Origin of the sequence: Pseudogemmobacter humi (genome assembly GCF_900609055.1) — a bacterium.
GTDB lineage: Bacteria > Pseudomonadota > Alphaproteobacteria > Rhodobacterales > Rhodobacteraceae > Pseudogemmobacter > Pseudogemmobacter humi.
The window spans coordinates 1-18,214 of sequence record NZ_UXAW01000031.1; the positions used below are offsets into that span (position 1 = coordinate 1).

Sequence of the window (18,214 nt, forward strand, 5' to 3'; positions counted from 1 at the left end):
GCGATTGATGAATATTATGCCACTCAGGACGCGACGATCATCGACGCGGGGCTTGCCATGGCTCTTCGGAAGGAAAGGCTTGAGGCGCTCCATCTGGGCTACGACACGGTGCAGCGGCTTTTCCGCAAGCTGATGGACAAGCGTCAGGCCGAACTTGAACTCGGCCTGACGTCGGAAGGGCGCGGGATCGCGGTCATCGGTGAATCCGGCAGCGGCAAGACCACCGCGATCCAGCGGATACTGCGCCGCCTTGACGCTGCTGATGCCGGGGCTGGCGAACTCCGCTGGATCTCGATCCGGGTGCCGACACCCGCAACCCAGAAGGATCTGGCCAGGGCAATACTGCATGCTCTGGATTTCCAGATCCTGCGCGACACCACGGCATCACGCATGTGGGACCTGGTCAGTTTCCATCTCCATCTGCGGAAATGCTGGCTGATCCATCTCGATGAGGGGCAGGAGCTCGGTGGCCGAGGCTCGGAGATCGAGAAGGCTGCCGTCATCAATGCCTTGAACAGCAGGCAACGCTGGCTCCCCGGGCTTCGCGCGGAGAGCGGCGGGTTCCCATCTCGTCCTCCCTTATCCTACATAGTATGGCATGATCCGCACCGAACGATGGCATGGAGCGCGATCACTATGAACGATGTTTGGGAGGACTGAAAACTCTACGAGCGTTTGGTCGCGCAATTGATGGCGATCATTTGTCTACTGAGTTTTGCGTGACCCCGAACGCTGCGGTCGTAGGTGCTATCACGGGTATCAAGCGGCAGATTGACGCGACCTACCTCAAGGCGCACCGCACGGCGTCAAGCCTGCGGGCCAAAAAGGGGGGCGCGGGCATCAGATAGGGCGAACCAAAGGTGGCATGAACACCAAGCTGCACGCCGTTGCCGATGCGAAGGGGCGACCGATCAGGTTCTTCATGTCCGCCGGGCAGATCAGCGACTACACCGGCGCAGCGGCGCTGCTGGGTAGCCTGCCAAAGGCGGGATGGCTGCTGGCCGATAGAGGCTATGATGCCGACTGGTTCAGAGAAACGTTGAAAGATGAGGGGATAAAGGCCTGCATTCCCGGCCGGAAGTCCCGCAAGAAGGCCGTTAAATATGACAAGCGGCGCTACAAACGGAGATATCATGTTCGGACGTCTGAAGGACTGGTGGCGCATCGCCACGCAATACGACCAGTGCCCGGAAACCTTCTTCTCCGCGATCATGCTCGCTGCGACAGTCCTCTTCTGGCTGTGAAAATCAATGAGTCTGGAACCTAGAGAGTTCTTCCTGGATTGCGTATGAAACGGAGAGAAATACCCCGCAGGCAAAACCAGAAAACAACGTTCTGCCTGCGGAGATCGGCTTCAGCGAAGCGCCGTCTGTGGCTGTAACTTCGCCCCGGCCAGCATGGCTGCAAACGAAAAGCCGGCAACTCCACCGATCAGCTTACCCAAAAGCAGGGGCAGGATGATGGTCGGCTGGAAATTGGCCGAAAATGCCAGATGGTCGCCGAACATGAAGGCACCGCAGACGGCAAAGGCGATAACCAGCACCTTGTCGCGCGGGGGCATGTCCGCAATCAGCCGGAACATCGCGAGGATATTGGCCGAGGCCGCCAGAAGGCCCGTGGTCCCCGCCGGTGACAGGCCAAGCCATGAGCCGACCGCCGCCATGGGTTTTTGAAGGAAACGGTTCATCAGCCATACCATCGGAAAGGCGCCGCTCAGCATGATGCCGATATAGCCCGCGATCTCAAGCGCGCGGAACTGATCCTCGGCATCGGCGATGATGGGTGCAAAGCCCCAGCTGCCGAACGCCCAGGCGAAGAAGCCGGTGAAATACTCAACGATGGAAAAGACCAGCACCAGTGTGATCGCGGCATACATCAGGCGTCCGAAGGTCAGGAACAGCCGGATCATCAGATCGGGAAGGAACCACAGACAGACTGCCAGCACGACGCAGAACACAGCCAGCGGGGCGAGGTTCAGCATGATCTGCGACACGGTCAGGGCAAGCGCCTGGGTCGCATCACCCGCGGTGTTCACGTCGGGCCGGATACCCGCTTCCATGCCCATCAGGATCAGGGAAGAGACCAGCACCCCGATCGGGATGCTGAGCACCCCGCACATGACGCCAAGGGCCATGTAGTGATGGTCTTTTTTGTCCAGCATCGCCAGACCGACCGGGATCGAAAAGATGATCGTGGCCCCGGCCATGAAGCCGGTCAGCGACGCGATGATCCAGCCCTCGGGCGATTGCGCCAGTGCGGCGGCCAGTTGATAGCCGCCCATATCCACCGCAATCAGCGATGTCGCGGCCATGGCGGGGTCCGCGCCCACCGCAGAAAAGACCGGCCCCAGCGTGGCACTGATCATCGCCGACAGATAGGGAATCGCGGCCATGATCCCGGCAACCGGGATGAAGATATGGCCGATGGAATGCAGACCGGCGGTGAATTCCTTGCCCAGCGGGCTTTCGCTGTCGATGATCGCGGCAATCGCGCCGATCACCGCACAGATCATGATGATATAGATGACATATTGGCCGATATTGGCCATGGCATTACTCCCTGTCTGGAGGATGGGCCGGCCGGGATCTTTCGCCCCTTTGCCGGCGGGTAAGATCAGCGGAAAAGCTGGCTCAGGTGATCGTTCAGATAGAAGCCCTGCGGGTCGAGCTTCCGGCGCAGGGCGCGGAAATCATGGGCGCGGGGATAGATCGCGCTGACATCTTCGCCGGTCAGGAAGTGCATCTTGCCCCAATGCGGGCGCGCACCGTAACCGCGCAGGATCCTGTCCACCGCGCGCAGATAATCCCAGTAATCCACCCCCGGCTGACCCGAGACCGAGACGGTCACGCTTTCCTGTTTGTGGAACGGGCTCATCCAGGCCTCGTCCCCGGCGGTGAAACGGTATTCGATGGGGAATTTCGCGTCCGGAAAATCCTCCAGCATGATCTTGCGCACCGCGCGGATGGCATCCTTGCCGTGCTGGCGCGGCACCGCATATTCCAGCTCATGGAAGTTGGCGACATATTCGATGGGATAGACGTCCGAGCTGTAGGCGACCTTGTCGAATTCGCCCTCGAACGGTTCATCCGTGGTGATGTCCATCACCTTCATCTCGCAGACATCGGCGGTGCGTCCGGTCTTTGAGGTGGCCGAGGTGTCGGGCAGGCAATAGAGGTGGCGGCTTTCCTCATACGGGCACCAGAAGAAGCTGAAATGGCGGTGCTTTTCGGCCAGTTCGTCATGCATCTCCATCGCGGACTCGAAATCCTCGCGCCAGATGCGTTCCTTCAGGCGGTAACTGTCGGTCAGTTGCAGCGTCATTTCGGAAATCGCGCCCAGAGTTCCCAGCGACACCCGGCCCGCCAGCAGAAGATCCGGCGTGGTTTCATCCACGGTGATGACCGAGCCATCCGGCTGCACCAGGCGCATCCCCACGATACAATCGGCCAGCACCGGCAGTTTCGCCCCGGTGCCATGGGTGCCGGTGGTAAAGGCCCCGGCAATCGCCTGGCTGTCGATATCGCCCTGGTTCAGCATCGAAAGTCCCTCGGCCTTCAGCACCTTCACCAGCTCATTGATGGTGGTGCCCGCCGCCGCCGTCACCCGCCGCTTTTCGCGGTCGATATGTCTGACACCCTTCATCTGCGACAGCGTCAGATGCAGCCCGTTGGTCAGCGCAACCGGCGTGAAACTATGCCCCGAGCCGGCGACGCGGACATTCATCCCCTCGCCGGTGGCTTTGGCGATCATGGCGCAAAGCTCATCCTCGCTTTGCGGTGCGCCCCGTGCGGCGCGGATGCAGGACTGGTTGCCCACCCAATTGCGCCAATGGGCGTGTTCGATACCGAAATCGTTCACATGCATATTGTGGGAAGATGTGGTCATGGCGGATTTCCCTGTTGTTTCTTATGGTTCAGATCGCCGTGTAGGCGTTGTCGGCGAAGAGATGCGTGCCGTTGACGAAGCTGGCCTCGTCTGACGCAAGGAACAGCGCGGCTGTGGCGACCTCTTCGGGGCGACACAGCCGCCCCTGGGCTGCGGCAATCGCGGCCTCGGTCACATCGACGCCGTGCTTTTGCAGAAGGTCGATTTCCCGCAACCCATGGGCGGTGGCGATGAAGCCCGGGCAGATCGCGTTCGACCGGATGCCCCTGTCGCGGAATTCGACCGCAATGGCGCGGGCGAACATATGGCAGGCACCTTTGCTGGTGCAGTAAAGCACCTCCATCGGCGTGCCGACCACGCCCGAGATCGACGAGGTCGAGACGATGGAACCGCCCCCGGCGGCGATCATGCCCGGCAGCACCGCTTTGGTGACCAGGAACATGCTTTTCACGTTCACCGCCATGATGCGGTCCCATTCCTCTTCCGAGGTTTCAAGGAAGGGGAGCGCCGCCAGGATGCCCGCATGGTTCATCAGCACGGTGATCGGGCCAAAGGCGGTCTCGACGGCGGCGACGGCGTCTTTCACCTGCGCCGCGTCCGATACATCGGCGGGGGCAAAGATCGCGTCGTGCCCCTCGGCGCGCAGCCGTTCGGCCAGGGCCGCGCCCTCGCTGCGTGGCAGATCGACGATGCCGACCTTTGCGCCCTCGCGGGCAAACAGTTCCGAGGCGGCCAGGCCGCAGCCTCCGGCGCCGCCGGTGATCAGGGCGGTCCGCCCCTCCAGACGTCTGGTCACGCTTCCTCCTTCCCGCGGGATATCCGCGAATGCTGTTGGCATTTATCGGGTGTCAGCCCGTGGCCTCATCGGGCGAGGCTCTTGTTGAAACCGAGGTTAGGACGCAAAACTGTCATCAGACCATATGGCGAAAGTTATAGGCGGAGCGTGCGAGGTATGAGCCCTGATGAAGCACAGGCCGTTGCCAGTCTGATCGCGGCACAGGGCGAAGCCGGTCCCGGCCCCGCGCTGGACGCATTGACCCGGCTGACGGCCCCCTTCGATATGAGCTGCGCGTTTGCCTATGGCCCCGGGGGCACCGCGCGGCTGATCCATGACGGCTACAGCGCCTCCGTCAGTCGCACCGCGCTCAGCCGTTACCTGAAGGGCGGCTTCCTGCTGGATCCGTTCTATGTCGCCTGCACCACCGGCGTTGCCGAGGGCCTGTGGCGGATGCGTGACATTGCACCGGATGGGTTCTTTGCCTCGGACTTTGCGTCATCACACGAGGTGCATCCCTGCATTTCCCGTGAAGCGGGCACCCTGGTCGAAGAGATCGGCTTTGTGGTGCCGCTGGCCCGTGGCGAAGGTGCGGTTTACTCGCTGATGCGGCACCGGAACGGCCTGGCGTTCAGCGCCGAAGAGTTCCAGGCGCTTGCGGGCCTTGGCGCAATCGTCGCGGCCTGCCTGCGCCGTCTGCCCTGCCAGAATGGCGGACAAGACGTGTCGCCCCCCGCGACCGTCGATAATGAACGCGCCTTCGAGAGGGCCTTTGGTGACCGGCTGACACCGACCCAGCTGGCTGTCACCCGCCTTGTCCTGCGCGGCCACAGCAACCTGTCGATCGCGACGCAGATGGGGATCACCGAAGGAACGGCAAAGCTGCACCGCCACAATATCTATCGCAGACTGAACATCTCCAGCCAGTCCGAGCTGTTCCAGCTGTTCATCCAGAGAATTTAGTGGCTAAACAATTGCTTGCGAAAAGTGCTCTGCCTCCCAACTCTGGCGCGCCGGATACCGGAGTTTTCCGGCCTGGTTATGGCGACGGGCTGGCTGGGTCGCGGGGATAATGCAGGGCAATCGGGACGTTGTATCCGATTTATAATGACCCGGCGGAACCTGCTCAGGTTAAGCCGCTAATCTGAATTCCTTTGCCGGGGTACGCATTGCAAGCGCCTGATGAGGGCGACTGGCGTGCCATGTTGGAAAAGCTCTCCGATGCGCTCTGGCCGCTCTGCGGACGTCATCCGGGCCTGGCGGTCGCGATCCGCGAGATGGAAGTCATGCCACCGGCTGCAATCCGGGGTTCGCCAAGCGGTCGCACAGTTGCAATCCGAAGGCTTCCGGCTGGAGTCTGACACCTGGTGCAGACAAGGGCTATGATGCAGCAGAGTTCGTGACCGACCTGCGCCAGGCCTGCGTCACTCCATATGTCGCACAGAAGTCGCGTTGCTCAGCAATCGACGGGCGCACATCCGGCACAAGGGCTACGCCCTGTCCCTCAGGCACCGCAAACGGATCGAAGAAGCGTTCGGCTGGGCCAAAACCAACGGAGAGGCCGCCCGAACCGCCTTCCGCGGCATCGAGCGCGCACGGGCGCGCTTCATTATGACACTGGCCGCAGGAAATCTCGCCAGACTGCCAAAGCTGCTCGCCGCATGAACAAAAAATGGCGAAGCGGCAGCCAAAGCAGATGCGCAAACTCAACTCCTGAGAGAGTATGGAACAATGTTCTCGGACCGGGACTAAATCAGCACCCTGCTAAACCCCGGCCCATGCCGTGGTCGCCTGGATCGACGCCGCAGGACTGAGCTCCGGCCCTCTGTTCCGGCGCATCACCCGACACGATACCCTCGGCAGGAACCGGCTCTCGGCCGCCGGTGTCGCTGAAATCCTGCGGAGGTTGTTGCGCGACGCGGGCCTGCCAGAAGACTTCGCCTCGCCGCAGGGGCTGCGCTCCGGGTTCTTGCCCCAGGCCGCGCAGGACAGAACCCCGCTGCTGGCCGCGATGAAGCTCTCACTGCACCGCTCTGCACAGCAGGCGCAGAAATACTATGCCGATGTCGAGATCGCCGAAAACGCCGCGACAGGTCTGTTCGAGAAGCGATAGAGGTCCCGGAGGAACCGAAGCCGCAAGTTAACCCCCTGGGGCATTCAAGCGAATGGATTCACGATCCGGACCTGCCCTTCAACCTGAAGGCCATCCTGCATGTCCTCTGTCCAAAGAGTCGTGCAACCCGCGATCAGTGCGGCGGAAACGATCATCGAATTATAGATCGAGAATCCGTACAGCTCGGCCAGGGCTCGCCCCACCTCATGCGTCTGTGGGGTGAGATCCTCCACCGAACACAGGGCCCGGACGCCTGTCAGGAAGGCATCCGCCTCTTCCCGGCTGAGACCGGCCTTGCGGTGGCAGTTTACCAGCGCCTCATTCAGCACTTGCACACTGATGTGGGGCCGTTGCGCAAGAATCGCCTCGGCGGGGTCCGCCTTTGGGCTGTCGTCCAGAAGGTAGAGAACAACATTTGTATCGGCGAATTCAACGCTCATGCACGTCGTCACGGCTCAATCGCCTGTCAGCTGGCAGCCTGCCCCGCAAGCTGCGCAGACTTTCCAGCACCTCATGTGCACGCAGCTGGCGCCGAACGATGAACGCCCCGTCGCCTTTCACGAGATCAATCTGATCTCCTTCCTTCAGGCCTGGCTCACGGATGAGTTCCATGGGCAGACGGACGGCAAGGGAGTTGCCCCATCTCGCAATCTGCATCTCTCACCTTCGACGTTTGGATATACAATACTGAATGTATATCAATACTCAGGGCAGATGCAGGACTCCTATTGCAACGCCCGATCAGCACCATGAAGTTGCGACGACAATAGCCTCCCAGACCTTCGACATTCCCTTTGTCGTTGCCCATGCCCTGGCGGCCGTAGCGATCCCGGACCAGGGAATGCGACAGGAAGCCGCTGAACAACTCCGCCCGCTTGCGGGTGCCATCCGGCAGGATCTGCGCCACCAAGCACCGGTCATTGTCATAGACGATCGACTGAGGGAACGCCCGGAAGAAGGCAAAGGCATGGATGTGGCCGTCCACCCAGGCCTTGGCCACCGCCGCAGGGCAGGCCCGCACATGGCAGGCGTCGCTGTGCGGCAGGTCCAGCACGAAGAAGGAGGCCTTCTGCTCGACACCGCCAATCCCCACCAGCGCTTCGCCGAAGTCGGCCTGCGCGGGCCCCGGAGGAAGCGACAGCGGCACGAACACTTCCTGCCCACGCCGTTCCCGCGCCCGGATGTAGTCCTGATGATCGTGTGGCCGCCGGTGAAGCCACGCTCAACGGGTTACTTTCCGGGGGAAATCCCGGGCCAACTCTCAGCGAAAATCAACATCCCGATAGCTGCCCCTGGTGCCGCAGTGATCGTCCCGCCCTGCAGGAATCTCCGGCGCAATCGCGCGCAAGGCGGCCCTGCCGGCATCCAGACGCTTTGGCAAGCCTGCCGTCAGCAATGCGTCAGGCCCGGCGGCGCAGCCCGTCCAGAAGCAGGCTTCGGACGATCCTGGCCCTTTCGCTCCGTTCGGAGCGATCGCCCCCGGTGCGCATGGCGCCTGCGATGGCCTGTTGCAGGATCAGGAAAACCTCGAGTGTCAGATCCTTGCGCAGCAGGCCCGTTTCTATCGAAGGGCGGGCCGCGGCAAGCAGGATCCGGGCAACCTCGCAGCGGTCGGCCCGAAAGCCATCGCTTTCACCGCTTTCCTTCTGCACCGCCTCTGCCAGACCGCCGTTCTCAATGTAGAACGACAGCTTCAGGTCAAGCAATTCCTCCAGATCGCCGGGTTCGCCCTTCTGGGCAGTCGCAAGGCTTCGGATCTGTTCCATCGCACGCTCGAACAGCGCCGAGGCCAGTTCCATCCGGCTGGGGAAGTTGCGCAAAAGCGTGGTGCGGCCAACTCCCGCCTCGGCCGCGATGTCGGCCATCGCCACATCGAAGCCGCGCTCGGAATAAATCCGGGCGGCAGCATCAAGAACTGCGTTGCGGTTTCGTAGGGCGTCGGCGCGCAAGGTGGGGTTCCGGTGCTGGTTGCAGGTCAACTTAGCATAGCCCGCAGTGGTTGGCGATGCAAAGCGCTATTTCTGTTACAACATATCGATGAGGCTGACTTAACGACGGACGGCCGGAGATTCGATTGGCAGGCCGTTGCCGCGCGCCCGCAGATACATCTCAAGCTCAACGGCCATTTGCGATCCCTCGGCCAGCGGCTCGGCCCGTACTGCATCGTTGCACCAGGCGATCATCCTGCCGACCGAGCCCATGTCCTGCCAGAGTTGTCGGTAGATCGGAAAACCGTTGACCTGTCCCTGGCTGATCACTTCGCCCCGCAGCCGATGGCCCGTCAGATCATCGTGGCAATTGCTGCAGGACAGGTTCAGTTGGCCCCGGCGCGTATCGAAGTAGAGCCTGCCCCGCTCAATGGCCTCGGCAGCCGGACCATCGGTGCGAACTGATTGCGGGATGCCCCTGGACTGATGCATGACCAGCGCCGACAACCCCAGCAATTCACGCGAGGAATAGGGCAGGGCAGCCTCGTTCTGGCGCTCCCGGCATTGGTTGATACGCTGCTCCAGCGAAATCACCCGCTCCAGTTCCGGGTCCCAAAGAGGATAAACGGCACCCACGCCCCGCAGGTTTTCCGGCGCGCCGTGGCAGGACCGGCAACTTCCCTTGTCGGCGGGTGCATCCCAGAGCCTCTGGCCGAGTTCGACCCAAAGCATGCCGGGATTGGCGAAATCGTCATCCTGCAGGGCACGGGTCTCGGGCAACAGGAAGTCATATCCCGATACCGGGTCGGCCCGCGCCAGCATCGGGACGACACACAGAAGCAGCGCCGCAAGAAGCCGGATCATTCCACCACCATCTCCTCCTCGGCAGTGGTGATGTCGCCGTGCTGGTCCATCCAGCGGAACCGCACCGTGCCGGTCGCCTCGGCCCGAAGGGGGAAGGTGAAATAGGGATTGGCCGAGATACCCGGCTCCAGCCGGACGAGGATCACCTCTTCGCCGAGGTAGTGGCAGGAGAACTCGGTGATGATGTTCTGGGGGATCAGCGTGCCCTGGGTGGTATAGCTGAAACCGTTGTCCATCGGGTGCATTATCATGGTGCGGATCTCGACGATCTCGCCTGGCTTCGCCGTCGGGGGCACGCGGATACGGGTGTTGAACATGGCTCAATACCTTCCCGGAAGGGTGGTGCAGGCGCCGACGACGACCCGGACCTCCCGCCTGGCGGTCAACAGGCGGCCGTCCAGATGCTGCGCGACGCAGACGATGGACTGGGTGGCGGCAAGCCTGATGTTCGTGGTCAGGCTTGCCGCGCAGGCGCGCGGGCCGAAGGCGACCTCGCAGACCACGGGGCGGGGGTTTTCCTCGGCGAAGAGTGCCAGCCGCGTGATGCGGTCCTCTCCGGTCATCGGGCTTTCGACCAGAACGGTCAGGGGCACCGAATTTCCGGTTTCGGCCAGCGCTGGCAGGTCCAGCGTGATCGGCCCCTGGAGCAGCGGGCCCGGGCCGAACAGAGTCGCGATACGATCACGCACTTCCGGGGGCGTGGCCAGCACAGGAAGCGGGACCAATGTCGTAGCCAGCCCCAGAAGCACATGTCGGCGGGGGATCGTCATTTGCCGTCTCATTTCTGCATTGCCAGCCAGCCGGCAATAGCGTGTATCTCGCCTTCCGTCAGGATCGGCTTGCCGCGATAGCGCGGATTCACATCGGTCATTCCCTCGTTTGTACCGTAGGGGGGCATCACCGTCTGCGGATTGAACTTCCGGGCATCAATGATCCTTGCACGTAATTCGGCCTCTGTCAGCCGCCCGCCGACTCCGGCCAGCGACGGGCCGATATCGCCCTGCGCTTCTTCGGGCAGGCCGATACCCGGGATCACATGGCAGATCGAGCAATTGCCCTTGGCGGAATCCCGTATCAGTTCGGCCCCCGATGATTGCTGTGCGAGTGCAGGAGAAAGCGCAGGCCCCGCGCAGATCAACCATATAGCTGTGAGGTGATGGTATCGAACCATGATCGGGCATACTCCGCTTCGGCGGCATGGGTTTCCGCGCTTGCACCAAGCGCTGTCGTTCGACCTTCGGAAAGCACCAGTGAGACCTTTTCCGGCCCCGGTTCGTAAACATCCGCGATGGAAAAGCCGTAGTCCGGTGCCGTCAGGCTGTAGCAGACGTTCAACAGCTTGGCGCCCTGCGGCTCATGGCCCGCAAGCCGTGCAAGGATCGCGCGAGCGCAGGCGCGGGCCTGTCCATTGGCCGAAAAGGCCGATTTGGGCATGTCGCCCTGCAAGGCTGCATCGCCGAGGATATGGATGCCGGGTGCCACCCGGCTTTCGAAACCCACTGGCTCGACCGGGCACCAGCCGAGGCCATCGTCCAGCCCGGCATCGGTCAGGATGCGGGCCGCGCGCTGCGGCGGGATGATGTTGGCCACCGCCGCCGTCACATCGTCGAAGCCGGTGGAGATCCGCATCGTTCCCGCATCCACGGCCATGACCGCGCCCGAGGCGCTGCCCGGAACGCGCTCGATCATGCCGGGATAAAGGCTGGCCCAGGCTTCCTCGAAGAGCGGCTGTTTCGAGAACGCGTCCTGCGCGTCGAGGACGAGGATCTTCGAGGCCGGTTTGTTCGTCTTGAGGTAGTGCGCGATCAGGCTGATGCGTTCATAGGGGCCGGGCGGACAGCGGAAGGGCGGCGCGGGGATGCCGACGACGACCAGCCCGCCGTCCTCCATCGCCACCAGCTGCTCGCGCAGGATTTCCGTCTGGCGGCCCGCCTTCCAGGCGTGGGGGACTTGTTCGGCGGTGGCCGGGGAAAGCCCCTCGATGGCAGCCCAGTCGAACGAGATGCCCGGCGCCAGCACCATGACATCGCCGGTCAACCGGGTCCCGTCGGCAAGCGAGATACTCCGGGTTTCGGGATCGATTCCGGTTGCTTCCGCCCGGATCAGCCGGACTCCGGCCCGACCGAGCGCCACGAGGTCGAAGGCGATGCGCTCCATCGGCCACAGCCCGCCCAACACGCCGTTCGAGAAGGGGCAGGTGTGGATCGTCGCATCACGCTCGATCAGCGTGACGCGCAGCTCGGGGACGCCGGCCAGCAGGCGGGCCACCGTGGCACCGCCAAAGCCCGCACCCAGCACGATCACATGCGCCGCCGTTCCCGCACGCAGCAGCGCGGGGGCGGCAAGTCCGCCCGCAAGGGTTGCCAGAAACGCGCGGCGGCCGGTATTCATGGTGACACCCCCGCAAAGTAGTCCGCCAGGGCGGCGATCTCATCCGTGTCGTAGCCGCGCATCAGCCTTGGCATGATGGTCGAACCGGGGGAGGGAGATCGCAGCGCAAGCATCTTCTGCTGCAACCCGGTCATGTCCTGCCCCGCCAGTGCCGGTATCCGTCCGCCGCCCCGGCCACCCTCACCATGGCATGAGAAGCAGGCCTCGGCCAATGCCTTGCCATCCGGCAGGGGAGGCTGCACCGGCCCCGCAAGCACCATGCCGCATGGCAATGACAGCAGCATGACAATGAAAATGCTGGGTTTTCCTGGCTTTATCAATGAACCGGCCTCCTCGGGGACGGCAGAGCTTGCTGCACCCGCGAATAACCGGGCCTCTCTGTCCGGAAAAATGGGGCACATTGTCCGTTTAGTCTTGTCAGCCTGATCTGTCGCTGTCAACATCATCGGCAAGGCGCAGCGCGACCTTGCAGGCCCCCGGCGACGGCCACGTCGTCATGGAACCCACGCTACCCGAGGAGGAGAGCCATGTCGTTCACCCTGAACATCAACGGCAACGAGATGGAGGTGGATGCCGCGCCGGAAACCCCGCTTCTCTGGGCCTTGCGCGACCATCTGGGCCTGACCGGCACGAAGTTCGGCTGCGGCATCGCGCAGTGCGGCGCCTGCACCGTCCATGTCGACGGCGTCGCCACCCGCTCCTGCCAGTTCCCCGTCGAGGCTGCGGTCGGCAGCGAGATCACCACGATCGAGGGGCTGGACCCGCAGGGTGGGCATGTCCTGCAGAAGGTCTGGACCGAGATGAACGTGCCGCAATGCGGCTACTGCCAGTCGGGGATGGTCATGGCGGTCGCCTCGCTGCTGAAGGATATCCCCGAGCCGACCGATGCGGACATCGATCTCTATGTCGACAACATCTGTCGATGCGGCACCTATCCGCGCGTCCGCGCTGCGATTCATCGCGCCGCCGAACTGATGAAGGCCTGAGGGGGGAAGCAGACATGACCGAACGGATCAAGCTCTCCCGCCGTGGTTTCATCACTGCCGTCGTCGGCGCCGGAGGGGCGCTGGTGATGGGGATCAGCCGTCCGCTGATGGCGGCCACGGCTGGCGCCGAGCCTTGGGAAACGCCCTCGGACGGGACTGCATTCACCCCCTGGATCAAGATCGACACCGCCGGCAAGGTGACGGTCTATGTCACCCATCCCGACATAGGAAACGGTGTTATCACCCAGTCCTGCGCCTATGTTCGCGAAGAGCTCGAATGCCGCTGGGAGGATATCCGCGCCGAATACGCGGCTCCGGAGCGCGATCATGCGATGGGCAGCGCTTATTCCGCAGTGGGCGGTGCGCTGGCCTATTTTTCGGGCCGTTCGACTTCGGAACCCCGCCGCACCGCCTTCATGACCGCGGCCGCCGGTGCGCGTGAGCGGCTGAAAGCCGCCGCCGCAGCCGCCTGGGGGGTCGATGCGGGCGAGGTCGCCGTCGCCGAGGGATTGTTGAGCCATGCCGCCTCGGGGCGCTCTGCCCCGTTTGGCGAATTCGTCCAGGCCGCTTCGCAGGTGGTGCCGGAGGCGGAACCCGCCCCGAAGACGAGAGAGCAATGGACCTTTCTGAACAAGGTCGATCCGGCCAAGATCCAGATCCCCGAGATCGTCACCGGCAAGGCCGTCTATGGCATTGATGTCCGTCTGCCGGGCATGGTCTATGCCGCGCTGCGCCAGTCTCCGGTGATGGGCGGCACGCTGGTCAGCTATGATTTCGAGGCGATCCGAAACATGCCCGGCGTGCGTGCCGTGGTCGAGGTCAGGCCCACCGATCCCGGTGAACCGGACCGGATCAAGTCTCCGTTCCCGATGGGGGCGGCGATGAACGGCTCGGCCATCGCGGTGATCGCCGATCATTACTGGCAGGCGCGCACGGCGCTGGATGCGCTGCCTGTGGTCTGGGACGATGGTCCCGGTGCCAAATGGAAGACGACCGGAATGATCGAGGAGGCGGTCATGGCCGCCACCCGGCAACCCGGTGGAACGGTGGAGCTTTCCGTGGGCGACGTCGAGGCAGAGTTCGCCATGGGCGGCACCATCCTTGAGGCGGAATACATGACGCCTTATTGCGACCAGGTGCAGATGGAGCCGCTGAACTGCACCGTCATGGTCAGCGACAGTGCCGCCGAGGTCTGGACGCCCTCGCAGCATACCCAGCAGGTCTTTGCCCTGACCGTGCAGGAAACCGGCCTTGCCCCCGAACAGGTCAAGGTCCACCAGACCTATGTCGGCGGCGGCTTCGGGCGCCGGGTCTTCGGCGACGACAGCCGCATGGCGGTGGGGGTGGCCAAGGGCTACAAGGGGGTCCCCGTCCATGTGATCTGGAGCCGGGAGGAATCCGTGCGGCAGGGCCGCTACCGCTCGATCATGGGGGCCTCGATCAAGGCGAAGCTGGGCGATGATGGTCTGCCGGTCGCGATGCGCACCCGCATTTCGGGGGGGCCGGGCTATTTCACCATGGGGATCGCCGATACCGTGCTGCCGCTGATCGTGCCCAATGTCCAGGTGGAAAGCCAGGTCGTTTCAGACATTCATCTGAAGGTCGGGCCGCTCAGGGGGCCAGGCTACAACTCCACCGTGTTCTTCTATGAGAGCATCGTGGACGAGATGGCGCGCGCGGCGCAGGAAGACCCGCTGGACTATCGCATCCGTCTTTACGACAGGTGGGAGGACAAGGGCTGGGTCAACATTCTCCGGGTTCTGAAGGAAAAGTCCGGCTGGGGTCAACCTCTTCCTGCCGGCCACGCGCGCGGCGTCTCGATCGGCAACTGGGGTATGGGCGGGCGGGCGCATCACGGGACCACGCTGGGCGCAGTCGTCCATGCCGAGGTCACGTCCCATGGTGAGATCAGGGTCCATCGGATCGACGTGGCCTTCGACACCGGGCGGGTGATGAACCGCGATGCGGTGCGCGTGCAGTTGGAAGGCGGAACGATCTTCGGCTTGAACCTCGCTCTGAACGAGAAACTGAACATCGAGAACGGCCGCATCGTCGAAGGCAATTACGACGAATACCCGGTGATCCGCATGGCGGACACGCCCGAGATCCATATCCATTTCGAGGCGCTGACCGACCACGACCGTTATGACGAGATCGGCGAGCCGCCGGTGGGGCCGGTGGGACCGGCGCTGGCGAATGCGGTTTTCCACATCACCGGCAAGCAGATGCGGACCCAGCCGTTCCGCGAGCATGACCTGGGACAGGGAGGCGGCGTCTAGGACGCCCGCCAGGAGGACCGGATCATGAAAAAGCTGGGAAGATTTCTCGGACGGCTGCTTTTGGCGGCTGCCATTCTGGCGGGTCTTGCCATCTGGTATGGCACCCGCCTTCCGGGCAGCCCCTTCGATGGCCTGGAGGCAGGACCCGCCCTGCCGGTCGAAACCGGCGAATATGCCGCGAGGGTCTCGGACTGCGTGGCCTGCCATTCGACCGAGCACGGCCCGCCCTTTGCCGGCGGCCTGCCGATGGGCACGCCGCTGGGAACGATCCATGCCACCAACATCACGCCCGACCCCGACTATGGGATCGGCACCTACACCCTTGCCGATTTCGACCGTGCGGTGCGCCGCGGCGTCGCGCCCGACGGGCGGCGGCTCTATCCGGCGATGCCCTACACATCCTACGCGAAGCTGACGGATGAGGATGTGGCCGCGCTTTACGACTACTTCATGAACCACGTGAAGCCCGTGGCGCAGCCCAATCCCCAAAACGACATTCCCTGGCCTCTGTCGATCCGCTGGCCGCTGGAGTTCTGGAACCTCGCCCTCGCGCCGACCGGCACCTACCAGCCCGACCCCGCGCAGGACGGGATGTGGAACCGCGGCGCCTATCTGGTGCAGGCGGGCGGGCATTGCGGCGCCTGCCATACGCCGCGCAACGCCATCATGGCCGAAAAGGGCTATGACGAAACCGCCCCGGAGTTTCTGGCCGGTGCCTTGCTGGACGGCTGGTATGCGCCATCGCTGCGCGGCGCTTCGGGCAACGGCGTGGGTCGCTGGACAGAGGAGGAACTGGTGTCCTTCCTCAAGCGCGGACGCAACCGGCATGCGGTGGTCTTCGGCTCGATGATGGAGGCGTTCAACAACTCGACCGCCTTCATGACCAACGAGGATCTGGAAGCCATTGCGCACTACCTGAAATCCCTGCCGCGCGCGCCGGAACCCGAGTGGCAGTATGACGGCAGCACCACCGCCGCGCTGGCAGGCGGCATTTCGGCCGACAGTCGCGGTGCGCAAGTCTATCTGCAGAAGTGCAGCCATTGCCACGGGCGCGACGGCAAGGGGCGCGGTGAATTCGTGCCACCCCTGGCAGGAGCTTCATCGGTACTGGCCGGGCCCGCGGATTCGGTTGTCAACATCACGCTGAACGGCGCGGGCAGGGTGGTCGCCGGCGGTGTCCCCGACAGCTACCGCATGCCGCCTTATCGGGTGACCCTGAGCGATCGCGACATCGCAGCCGTCGCCACTTTCGTACGCCAGTCCTGGGGGAATACCGGCGGCCCGGTCACATCCGAAGAGGTGGCAAGACTGCGGGCTCACACGGATCCATTCAGCGATGCGGTCATACTGCTGCAGATGCGCTGATACGGCAGCGGCCCCTGCGGGGGGGCCGCCGTCCCATCCGCAAGGAAGGATCGCCGATGAAATACACATCCGACCTGCCAGCTGCCGGCATCCATGCCGCGCTGGAAGACCCATGGGAGGCTGCGAGGGTTTGGGGGGAAGGCACCGTGATGGCGGTGCTGACCGCGACCCATGGCCCCGCATATCGCAACATCGGCGCCACCATGGCCATTGCCCCCTGGGGCAGCCATGCCGGGTCAATTACGTCGGGCTGTGTTGAGGCTGACCTGATCCTGCGCGCCGGCCAACTGCGTCGCGACGGCGGTTCACTCCGCCTGCGCTACGGCGAGGGTTCGCCTTTCTTCGACCTGCGCTTGCCATGTGGCGGCGCGATCGAGGTCCTGCTGCTTTCGCTTTCCGCTTCTGCGCCACTTGACGAGCTTGCCGGCGCCCGTGCCGCCCGCCAGCCCGTCGCGTTGGAAATCGGGCCGCAGGATGGGATGCGGATCGTCCCGTTCCGCCCGACGCAGCCCCTGTCCGACAGGTTCATCCTGGGGTTCCCGCGCCCGCTGCGCTTCGTGGTTTTCGGCGCTGGTCCCGAGGCACTGATTTTTGCCCGGCTTGTTGCTGGCCTTGGTCACGATCATCTGCTTGTGTCGCACGAGGCAGCCCTGTTGTCGCCCGCGCGGCGGCAGGGGTGCCGATGCCAGCTGATGACCCACCTGTCGGGAATGGACGGGATCGACATTGACGAGGCGACCGCAGTCGTCCTCTTCTACCACGACCATGACTACGAACCTGAAATCCTGCGCCGCGTCCTTGGATCGCCCGCCTTCTACATCGGTGCCCAGGGCAGCGGCGCCACGCAGGCGGCCCGGCTGAGGCGATTGCGTGACGCCGGGGTGGCCGAGGCCGGACTATCGCGGCTGCGGGGACCGATCGGCCTGCTGCCATCTTCCCGGGACCCACGGACGCTCGCGGTCTCTGTTCTTGCAGAGATCATCGCCCTTGGCTCGGATCTCGCAAACACGGCACCCTTGACCGGGTTCACAGATGCTGCGGAAATGACCGTATGGCAAAGCAGTTGAGGATCAACATCCCGCCAGATGTCTGACAAGGCCGTCGATATCGGACTCGATCCTGAGGCCCTCATGCAGGAGTTCCTGTAAAGACCATTCGGATCATGCCCGGTTGAAACCCGGGGCGGTAAGTCAGCGGCTGAACCCGTTCAGTTGCGGTGACGGCCCCGCGGCTCCCAGGTCCTTAGCGCTTGTCTCGGGAGCCAGGGAGATGTGAGCATGAACCGATACTCATCGTCCTGATGATTGTTCTCGCGACCCCGGCCGGTGCAGACCTGAAAGATAAGGGCGCCGCCCTGGTGCAGGAGAACTGCGTCCGTTGTCATGGGATTACAGCCGAAGACTGTAGCCTCAGTCCGCAGGCAATTCCGTTCCGGTTTCCTGGCAGGCTCTACCCGATTGAAAGCCTGGAAGAGGCGCTGGCCGAGGGGATCAAGGTTGCTCATGAAATGCCGGAATTGTACTCGGGCAGGACGAAGTATTGGCTCTGATCGCTTATCTGGATTCCATACAGATCCGATGATCGAGAGCATGAGGCGCGGCTGCCGTTTCGGCTCTGGCATTGCGATG

General features: G+C 63.5%; 20 protein-coding genes and 4 pseudogenes. 10 read left to right on the forward strand and 14 right to left on the reverse strand.

The genetic code is table 11. The features are described from left to right. Window positions 1-93: pseudogene (locus tag XINFAN_RS01205) on the reverse strand (IS5/IS1182 family transposase); the annotation flags it as partial. A 39-nt stretch (window positions 94-132) separates the two neighbouring features. Here XINFAN_RS01205 and XINFAN_RS01210 point away from each other — a divergent pair. Beyond that, window positions 133-660 carry an ATP-binding protein gene (locus tag XINFAN_RS01210; protein ID WP_233352088.1) on the forward strand — a complete coding sequence of 176 codons (528 nt, stop codon included), beginning with the start codon at window positions 133-135 and terminating at the stop codon, window positions 658-660. Between the two features lie 110 nt (window positions 661-770). Continuing rightward, window positions 771-1,244 (forward strand): annotated as a pseudogene (locus XINFAN_RS01215) (IS5 family transposase); the annotation flags it as partial. Between the two features lie 110 nt (window positions 1,245-1,354). Here XINFAN_RS01215 and eutH read toward each other — a convergent pair. From eutH to XINFAN_RS01230, 3 genes are all read right to left on the reverse strand, one after another. Beyond that, window positions 1,355-2,548, reverse strand: coding sequence for an ethanolamine utilization protein EutH (gene eutH, locus XINFAN_RS01220; RefSeq protein WP_124084674.1), 1,194 nt, complete (start codon window positions 2,546-2,548; stop codon window positions 1,355-1,357). A gap of 65 nt (window positions 2,549-2,613) precedes the next feature. Further along, a complete protein-coding gene (locus XINFAN_RS01225; protein ID WP_124084675.1) occupies window positions 2,614-3,885 on the reverse strand; it encodes a D-arabinono-1,4-lactone oxidase in 1,272 nt (423 codons plus the stop codon). Window positions 3,886-3,913: 28 nt separating this feature from the next. Further along, window positions 3,914-4,681 carry an SDR family NAD(P)-dependent oxidoreductase gene (locus XINFAN_RS01230; protein ID WP_124084676.1) on the reverse strand — a complete coding sequence of 256 codons (768 nt, stop codon included), beginning with the start codon at window positions 4,679-4,681 and terminating at the stop codon, window positions 3,914-3,916. A gap of 156 nt (window positions 4,682-4,837) precedes the next feature. Between XINFAN_RS01230 and XINFAN_RS01235 the strand changes: the two genes are divergently transcribed. From XINFAN_RS01235 to XINFAN_RS01245, 3 genes and pseudogenes are all read left to right on the forward strand, one after another. After that, window positions 4,838-5,623 carry a helix-turn-helix transcriptional regulator gene (locus XINFAN_RS01235; protein WP_124084677.1) on the forward strand — a complete coding sequence of 262 codons (786 nt, stop codon included), beginning with the start codon at window positions 4,838-4,840 and terminating at the stop codon, window positions 5,621-5,623. Between the two features lie 394 nt (window positions 5,624-6,017). Then, window positions 6,018-6,325: pseudogene (locus XINFAN_RS01240) on the forward strand (transposase); the annotation flags it as partial. A 118-nt stretch (window positions 6,326-6,443) separates the two neighbouring features. Further along, window positions 6,444-6,773 (forward strand): site-specific integrase, encoded by a 330-nt coding sequence (locus XINFAN_RS01245; protein WP_124084678.1) that lies wholly within the window; start codon window positions 6,444-6,446, stop codon window positions 6,771-6,773. 44 nt (window positions 6,774-6,817) lie between these two features. Here XINFAN_RS01245 and XINFAN_RS01250 read toward each other — a convergent pair whose 3' ends face one another. The 10 genes and pseudogenes from XINFAN_RS01250 to XINFAN_RS01295 form a co-directional block, all read right to left on the reverse strand. Beyond that, the gene (locus XINFAN_RS01250) at window positions 6,818-7,213 is read right to left on the reverse strand and encodes a PIN domain-containing protein (RefSeq protein ID WP_124084679.1); all 396 of its coding nucleotides are present in this window, start codon (window positions 7,211-7,213) and stop codon (window positions 6,818-6,820) included. Beyond that, a complete protein-coding gene (locus XINFAN_RS01255; RefSeq protein ID WP_124084680.1) occupies window positions 7,203-7,430 on the reverse strand; it encodes an AbrB/MazE/SpoVT family DNA-binding domain-containing protein in 228 nt (75 codons plus the stop codon). Before XINFAN_RS01255 ends, XINFAN_RS01250 begins: the two co-directional genes overlap by 11 nt. Window positions 7,431-7,512: 82 nt before the next feature. Then, window positions 7,513-7,997 (reverse strand): annotated as a pseudogene (locus XINFAN_RS01260) (IS21 family transposase); the annotation flags it as partial. A 176-nt stretch (window positions 7,998-8,173) separates the two neighbouring features. After that, window positions 8,174-8,722: a TetR/AcrR family transcriptional regulator gene (locus XINFAN_RS01265; protein WP_160144508.1), complete on the reverse strand. Its 549-nt coding sequence runs from the start codon at window positions 8,720-8,722 to the stop codon at window positions 8,174-8,176. A gap of 99 nt (window positions 8,723-8,821) precedes the next feature. After that, window positions 8,822-9,565, reverse strand: coding sequence for a sulfur oxidation c-type cytochrome SoxA (gene soxA / locus XINFAN_RS01270; RefSeq protein WP_199286335.1), 744 nt, complete (start codon window positions 9,563-9,565; stop codon window positions 8,822-8,824). Continuing rightward, window positions 9,562-9,882 carry a thiosulfate oxidation carrier complex protein SoxZ gene (gene soxZ / locus XINFAN_RS01275; RefSeq protein ID WP_124084682.1) on the reverse strand — a complete coding sequence of 107 codons (321 nt, stop codon included), beginning with the start codon at window positions 9,880-9,882 and terminating at the stop codon, window positions 9,562-9,564. Before soxZ ends, soxA begins: the two co-directional genes overlap by 4 nt. Before the next feature lie 3 nt (window positions 9,883-9,885). Beyond that, the gene (locus XINFAN_RS01280) at window positions 9,886-10,335 is read right to left on the reverse strand and encodes a thiosulfate oxidation carrier protein SoxY (RefSeq protein WP_160144509.1); all 450 of its coding nucleotides are present in this window, start codon (window positions 10,333-10,335) and stop codon (window positions 9,886-9,888) included. Window positions 10,336-10,343: 8 nt separating this feature from the next. Further along, complete coding sequence (soxX, locus tag XINFAN_RS01285) at window positions 10,344-10,736, reverse strand: sulfur oxidation c-type cytochrome SoxX (RefSeq protein WP_124084684.1); 393 nt, start codon at window positions 10,734-10,736, stop codon at window positions 10,344-10,346. Further along, on the reverse strand, window positions 10,700-11,956 hold the full coding sequence (locus XINFAN_RS01290; RefSeq protein ID WP_124084685.1) for an NAD(P)/FAD-dependent oxidoreductase: 1,257 nt from the start codon (window positions 11,954-11,956) through the stop codon (window positions 10,700-10,702). The genes soxX and XINFAN_RS01290 overlap by 37 nt, the downstream gene beginning before the upstream one ends. Next, window positions 11,953-12,402: a c-type cytochrome gene (locus XINFAN_RS01295; protein ID WP_124084686.1), complete on the reverse strand. Its 450-nt coding sequence runs from the start codon at window positions 12,400-12,402 to the stop codon at window positions 11,953-11,955. Before XINFAN_RS01295 ends, XINFAN_RS01290 begins: the two co-directional genes overlap by 4 nt. Window positions 12,403-12,483: 81 nt before the next feature. Between XINFAN_RS01295 and XINFAN_RS01300 the strand changes: the two genes are divergently transcribed. The 5 genes from XINFAN_RS01300 to XINFAN_RS01320 all read left to right on the forward strand — a co-directional run bounded on the left by XINFAN_RS01300 (window position 12,484) and on the right by XINFAN_RS01320 (window position 18,135). After that, window positions 12,484-12,942 carry a (2Fe-2S)-binding protein gene (locus tag XINFAN_RS01300; protein ID WP_124084687.1) on the forward strand — a complete coding sequence of 153 codons (459 nt, stop codon included), beginning with the start codon at window positions 12,484-12,486 and terminating at the stop codon, window positions 12,940-12,942. 14 nt (window positions 12,943-12,956) lie between these two features. After that, window positions 12,957-15,221 carry a xanthine dehydrogenase family protein molybdopterin-binding subunit gene (locus XINFAN_RS01305; protein ID WP_160144511.1) on the forward strand — a complete coding sequence of 755 codons (2,265 nt, stop codon included), beginning with the start codon at window positions 12,957-12,959 and terminating at the stop codon, window positions 15,219-15,221. Between the two features lie 24 nt (window positions 15,222-15,245). Further along, a complete protein-coding gene (locus XINFAN_RS01310; RefSeq protein ID WP_124084689.1) occupies window positions 15,246-16,586 on the forward strand; it encodes a c-type cytochrome in 1,341 nt (446 codons plus the stop codon). Between the two features lie 56 nt (window positions 16,587-16,642). Next, complete coding sequence (locus XINFAN_RS01315; RefSeq protein ID WP_124084690.1) at window positions 16,643-17,653, forward strand: XdhC family protein; 1,011 nt, start codon at window positions 16,643-16,645, stop codon at window positions 17,651-17,653. A 233-nt stretch (window positions 17,654-17,886) separates the two neighbouring features. Then, a complete protein-coding gene (locus XINFAN_RS01320) occupies window positions 17,887-18,135 on the forward strand; it encodes a cytochrome c (protein ID WP_124084691.1) in 249 nt (82 codons plus the stop codon). The last annotated feature ends 79 nt before the right edge of the window (window positions 18,136-18,214 follow it).

What these genes read in the sequence shown, in the direction of transcription:
- XINFAN_RS01210 (WP_233352088.1), top strand. Translation starts at nt 133, where the DNA reads ATGGACAAGCGTCAGGCCGAACTTGAACTCGGCCTGACGTCGGAAGGG.
- eutH (WP_124084674.1), bottom strand. Translation starts at nt 2,548, where the DNA reads ATGGCCAATATCGGCCAATATGTCATCTATATCATCATGATCTGTGCG.
- XINFAN_RS01225 (WP_124084675.1), bottom strand. Translation starts at nt 3,885, where the DNA reads ATGACCACATCTTCCCACAATATGCATGTGAACGATTTCGGTATCGAA.
- XINFAN_RS01235 (WP_124084677.1), top strand. Translation starts at nt 4,838, where the DNA reads ATGAGCCCTGATGAAGCACAGGCCGTTGCCAGTCTGATCGCGGCACAG.
- XINFAN_RS01250 (WP_124084679.1), bottom strand. Translation starts at nt 7,213, where the DNA reads ATGAGCGTTGAATTCGCCGATACAAATGTTGTTCTCTACCTTCTGGAC.
- XINFAN_RS01255 (WP_124084680.1), bottom strand. Translation starts at nt 7,430, where the DNA reads ATGCAGATTGCGAGATGGGGCAACTCCCTTGCCGTCCGTCTGCCCATG.
- soxA (WP_199286335.1), bottom strand. Translation starts at nt 9,565, where the DNA reads ATGATCCGGCTTCTTGCGGCGCTGCTTCTGTGTGTCGTCCCGATGCTG.
- soxZ (WP_124084682.1), bottom strand. Translation starts at nt 9,882, where the DNA reads ATGTTCAACACCCGTATCCGCGTGCCCCCGACGGCGAAGCCAGGCGAG.
- XINFAN_RS01280 (WP_160144509.1), bottom strand. Translation starts at nt 10,335, where the DNA reads ATGACGATCCCCCGCCGACATGTGCTTCTGGGGCTGGCTACGACATTG.
- soxX (WP_124084684.1), bottom strand. Translation starts at nt 10,736, where the DNA reads ATGGTTCGATACCATCACCTCACAGCTATATGGTTGATCTGCGCGGGG.
- XINFAN_RS01290 (WP_124084685.1), bottom strand. Translation starts at nt 11,956, where the DNA reads ATGAATACCGGCCGCCGCGCGTTTCTGGCAACCCTTGCGGGCGGACTT.
- XINFAN_RS01295 (WP_124084686.1), bottom strand. Translation starts at nt 12,402, where the DNA reads ATGATGTTGACAGCGACAGATCAGGCTGACAAGACTAAACGGACAATG.
- XINFAN_RS01300 (WP_124084687.1), top strand. Translation starts at nt 12,484, where the DNA reads ATGTCGTTCACCCTGAACATCAACGGCAACGAGATGGAGGTGGATGCC.
- XINFAN_RS01305 (WP_160144511.1), top strand. Translation starts at nt 12,957, where the DNA reads ATGACCGAACGGATCAAGCTCTCCCGCCGTGGTTTCATCACTGCCGTC.
- XINFAN_RS01310 (WP_124084689.1), top strand. Translation starts at nt 15,246, where the DNA reads ATGAAAAAGCTGGGAAGATTTCTCGGACGGCTGCTTTTGGCGGCTGCC.
- XINFAN_RS01315 (WP_124084690.1), top strand. Translation starts at nt 16,643, where the DNA reads ATGAAATACACATCCGACCTGCCAGCTGCCGGCATCCATGCCGCGCTG.
- XINFAN_RS01320 (WP_124084691.1), top strand. Translation starts at nt 17,887, where the DNA reads ATGATTGTTCTCGCGACCCCGGCCGGTGCAGACCTGAAAGATAAGGGC.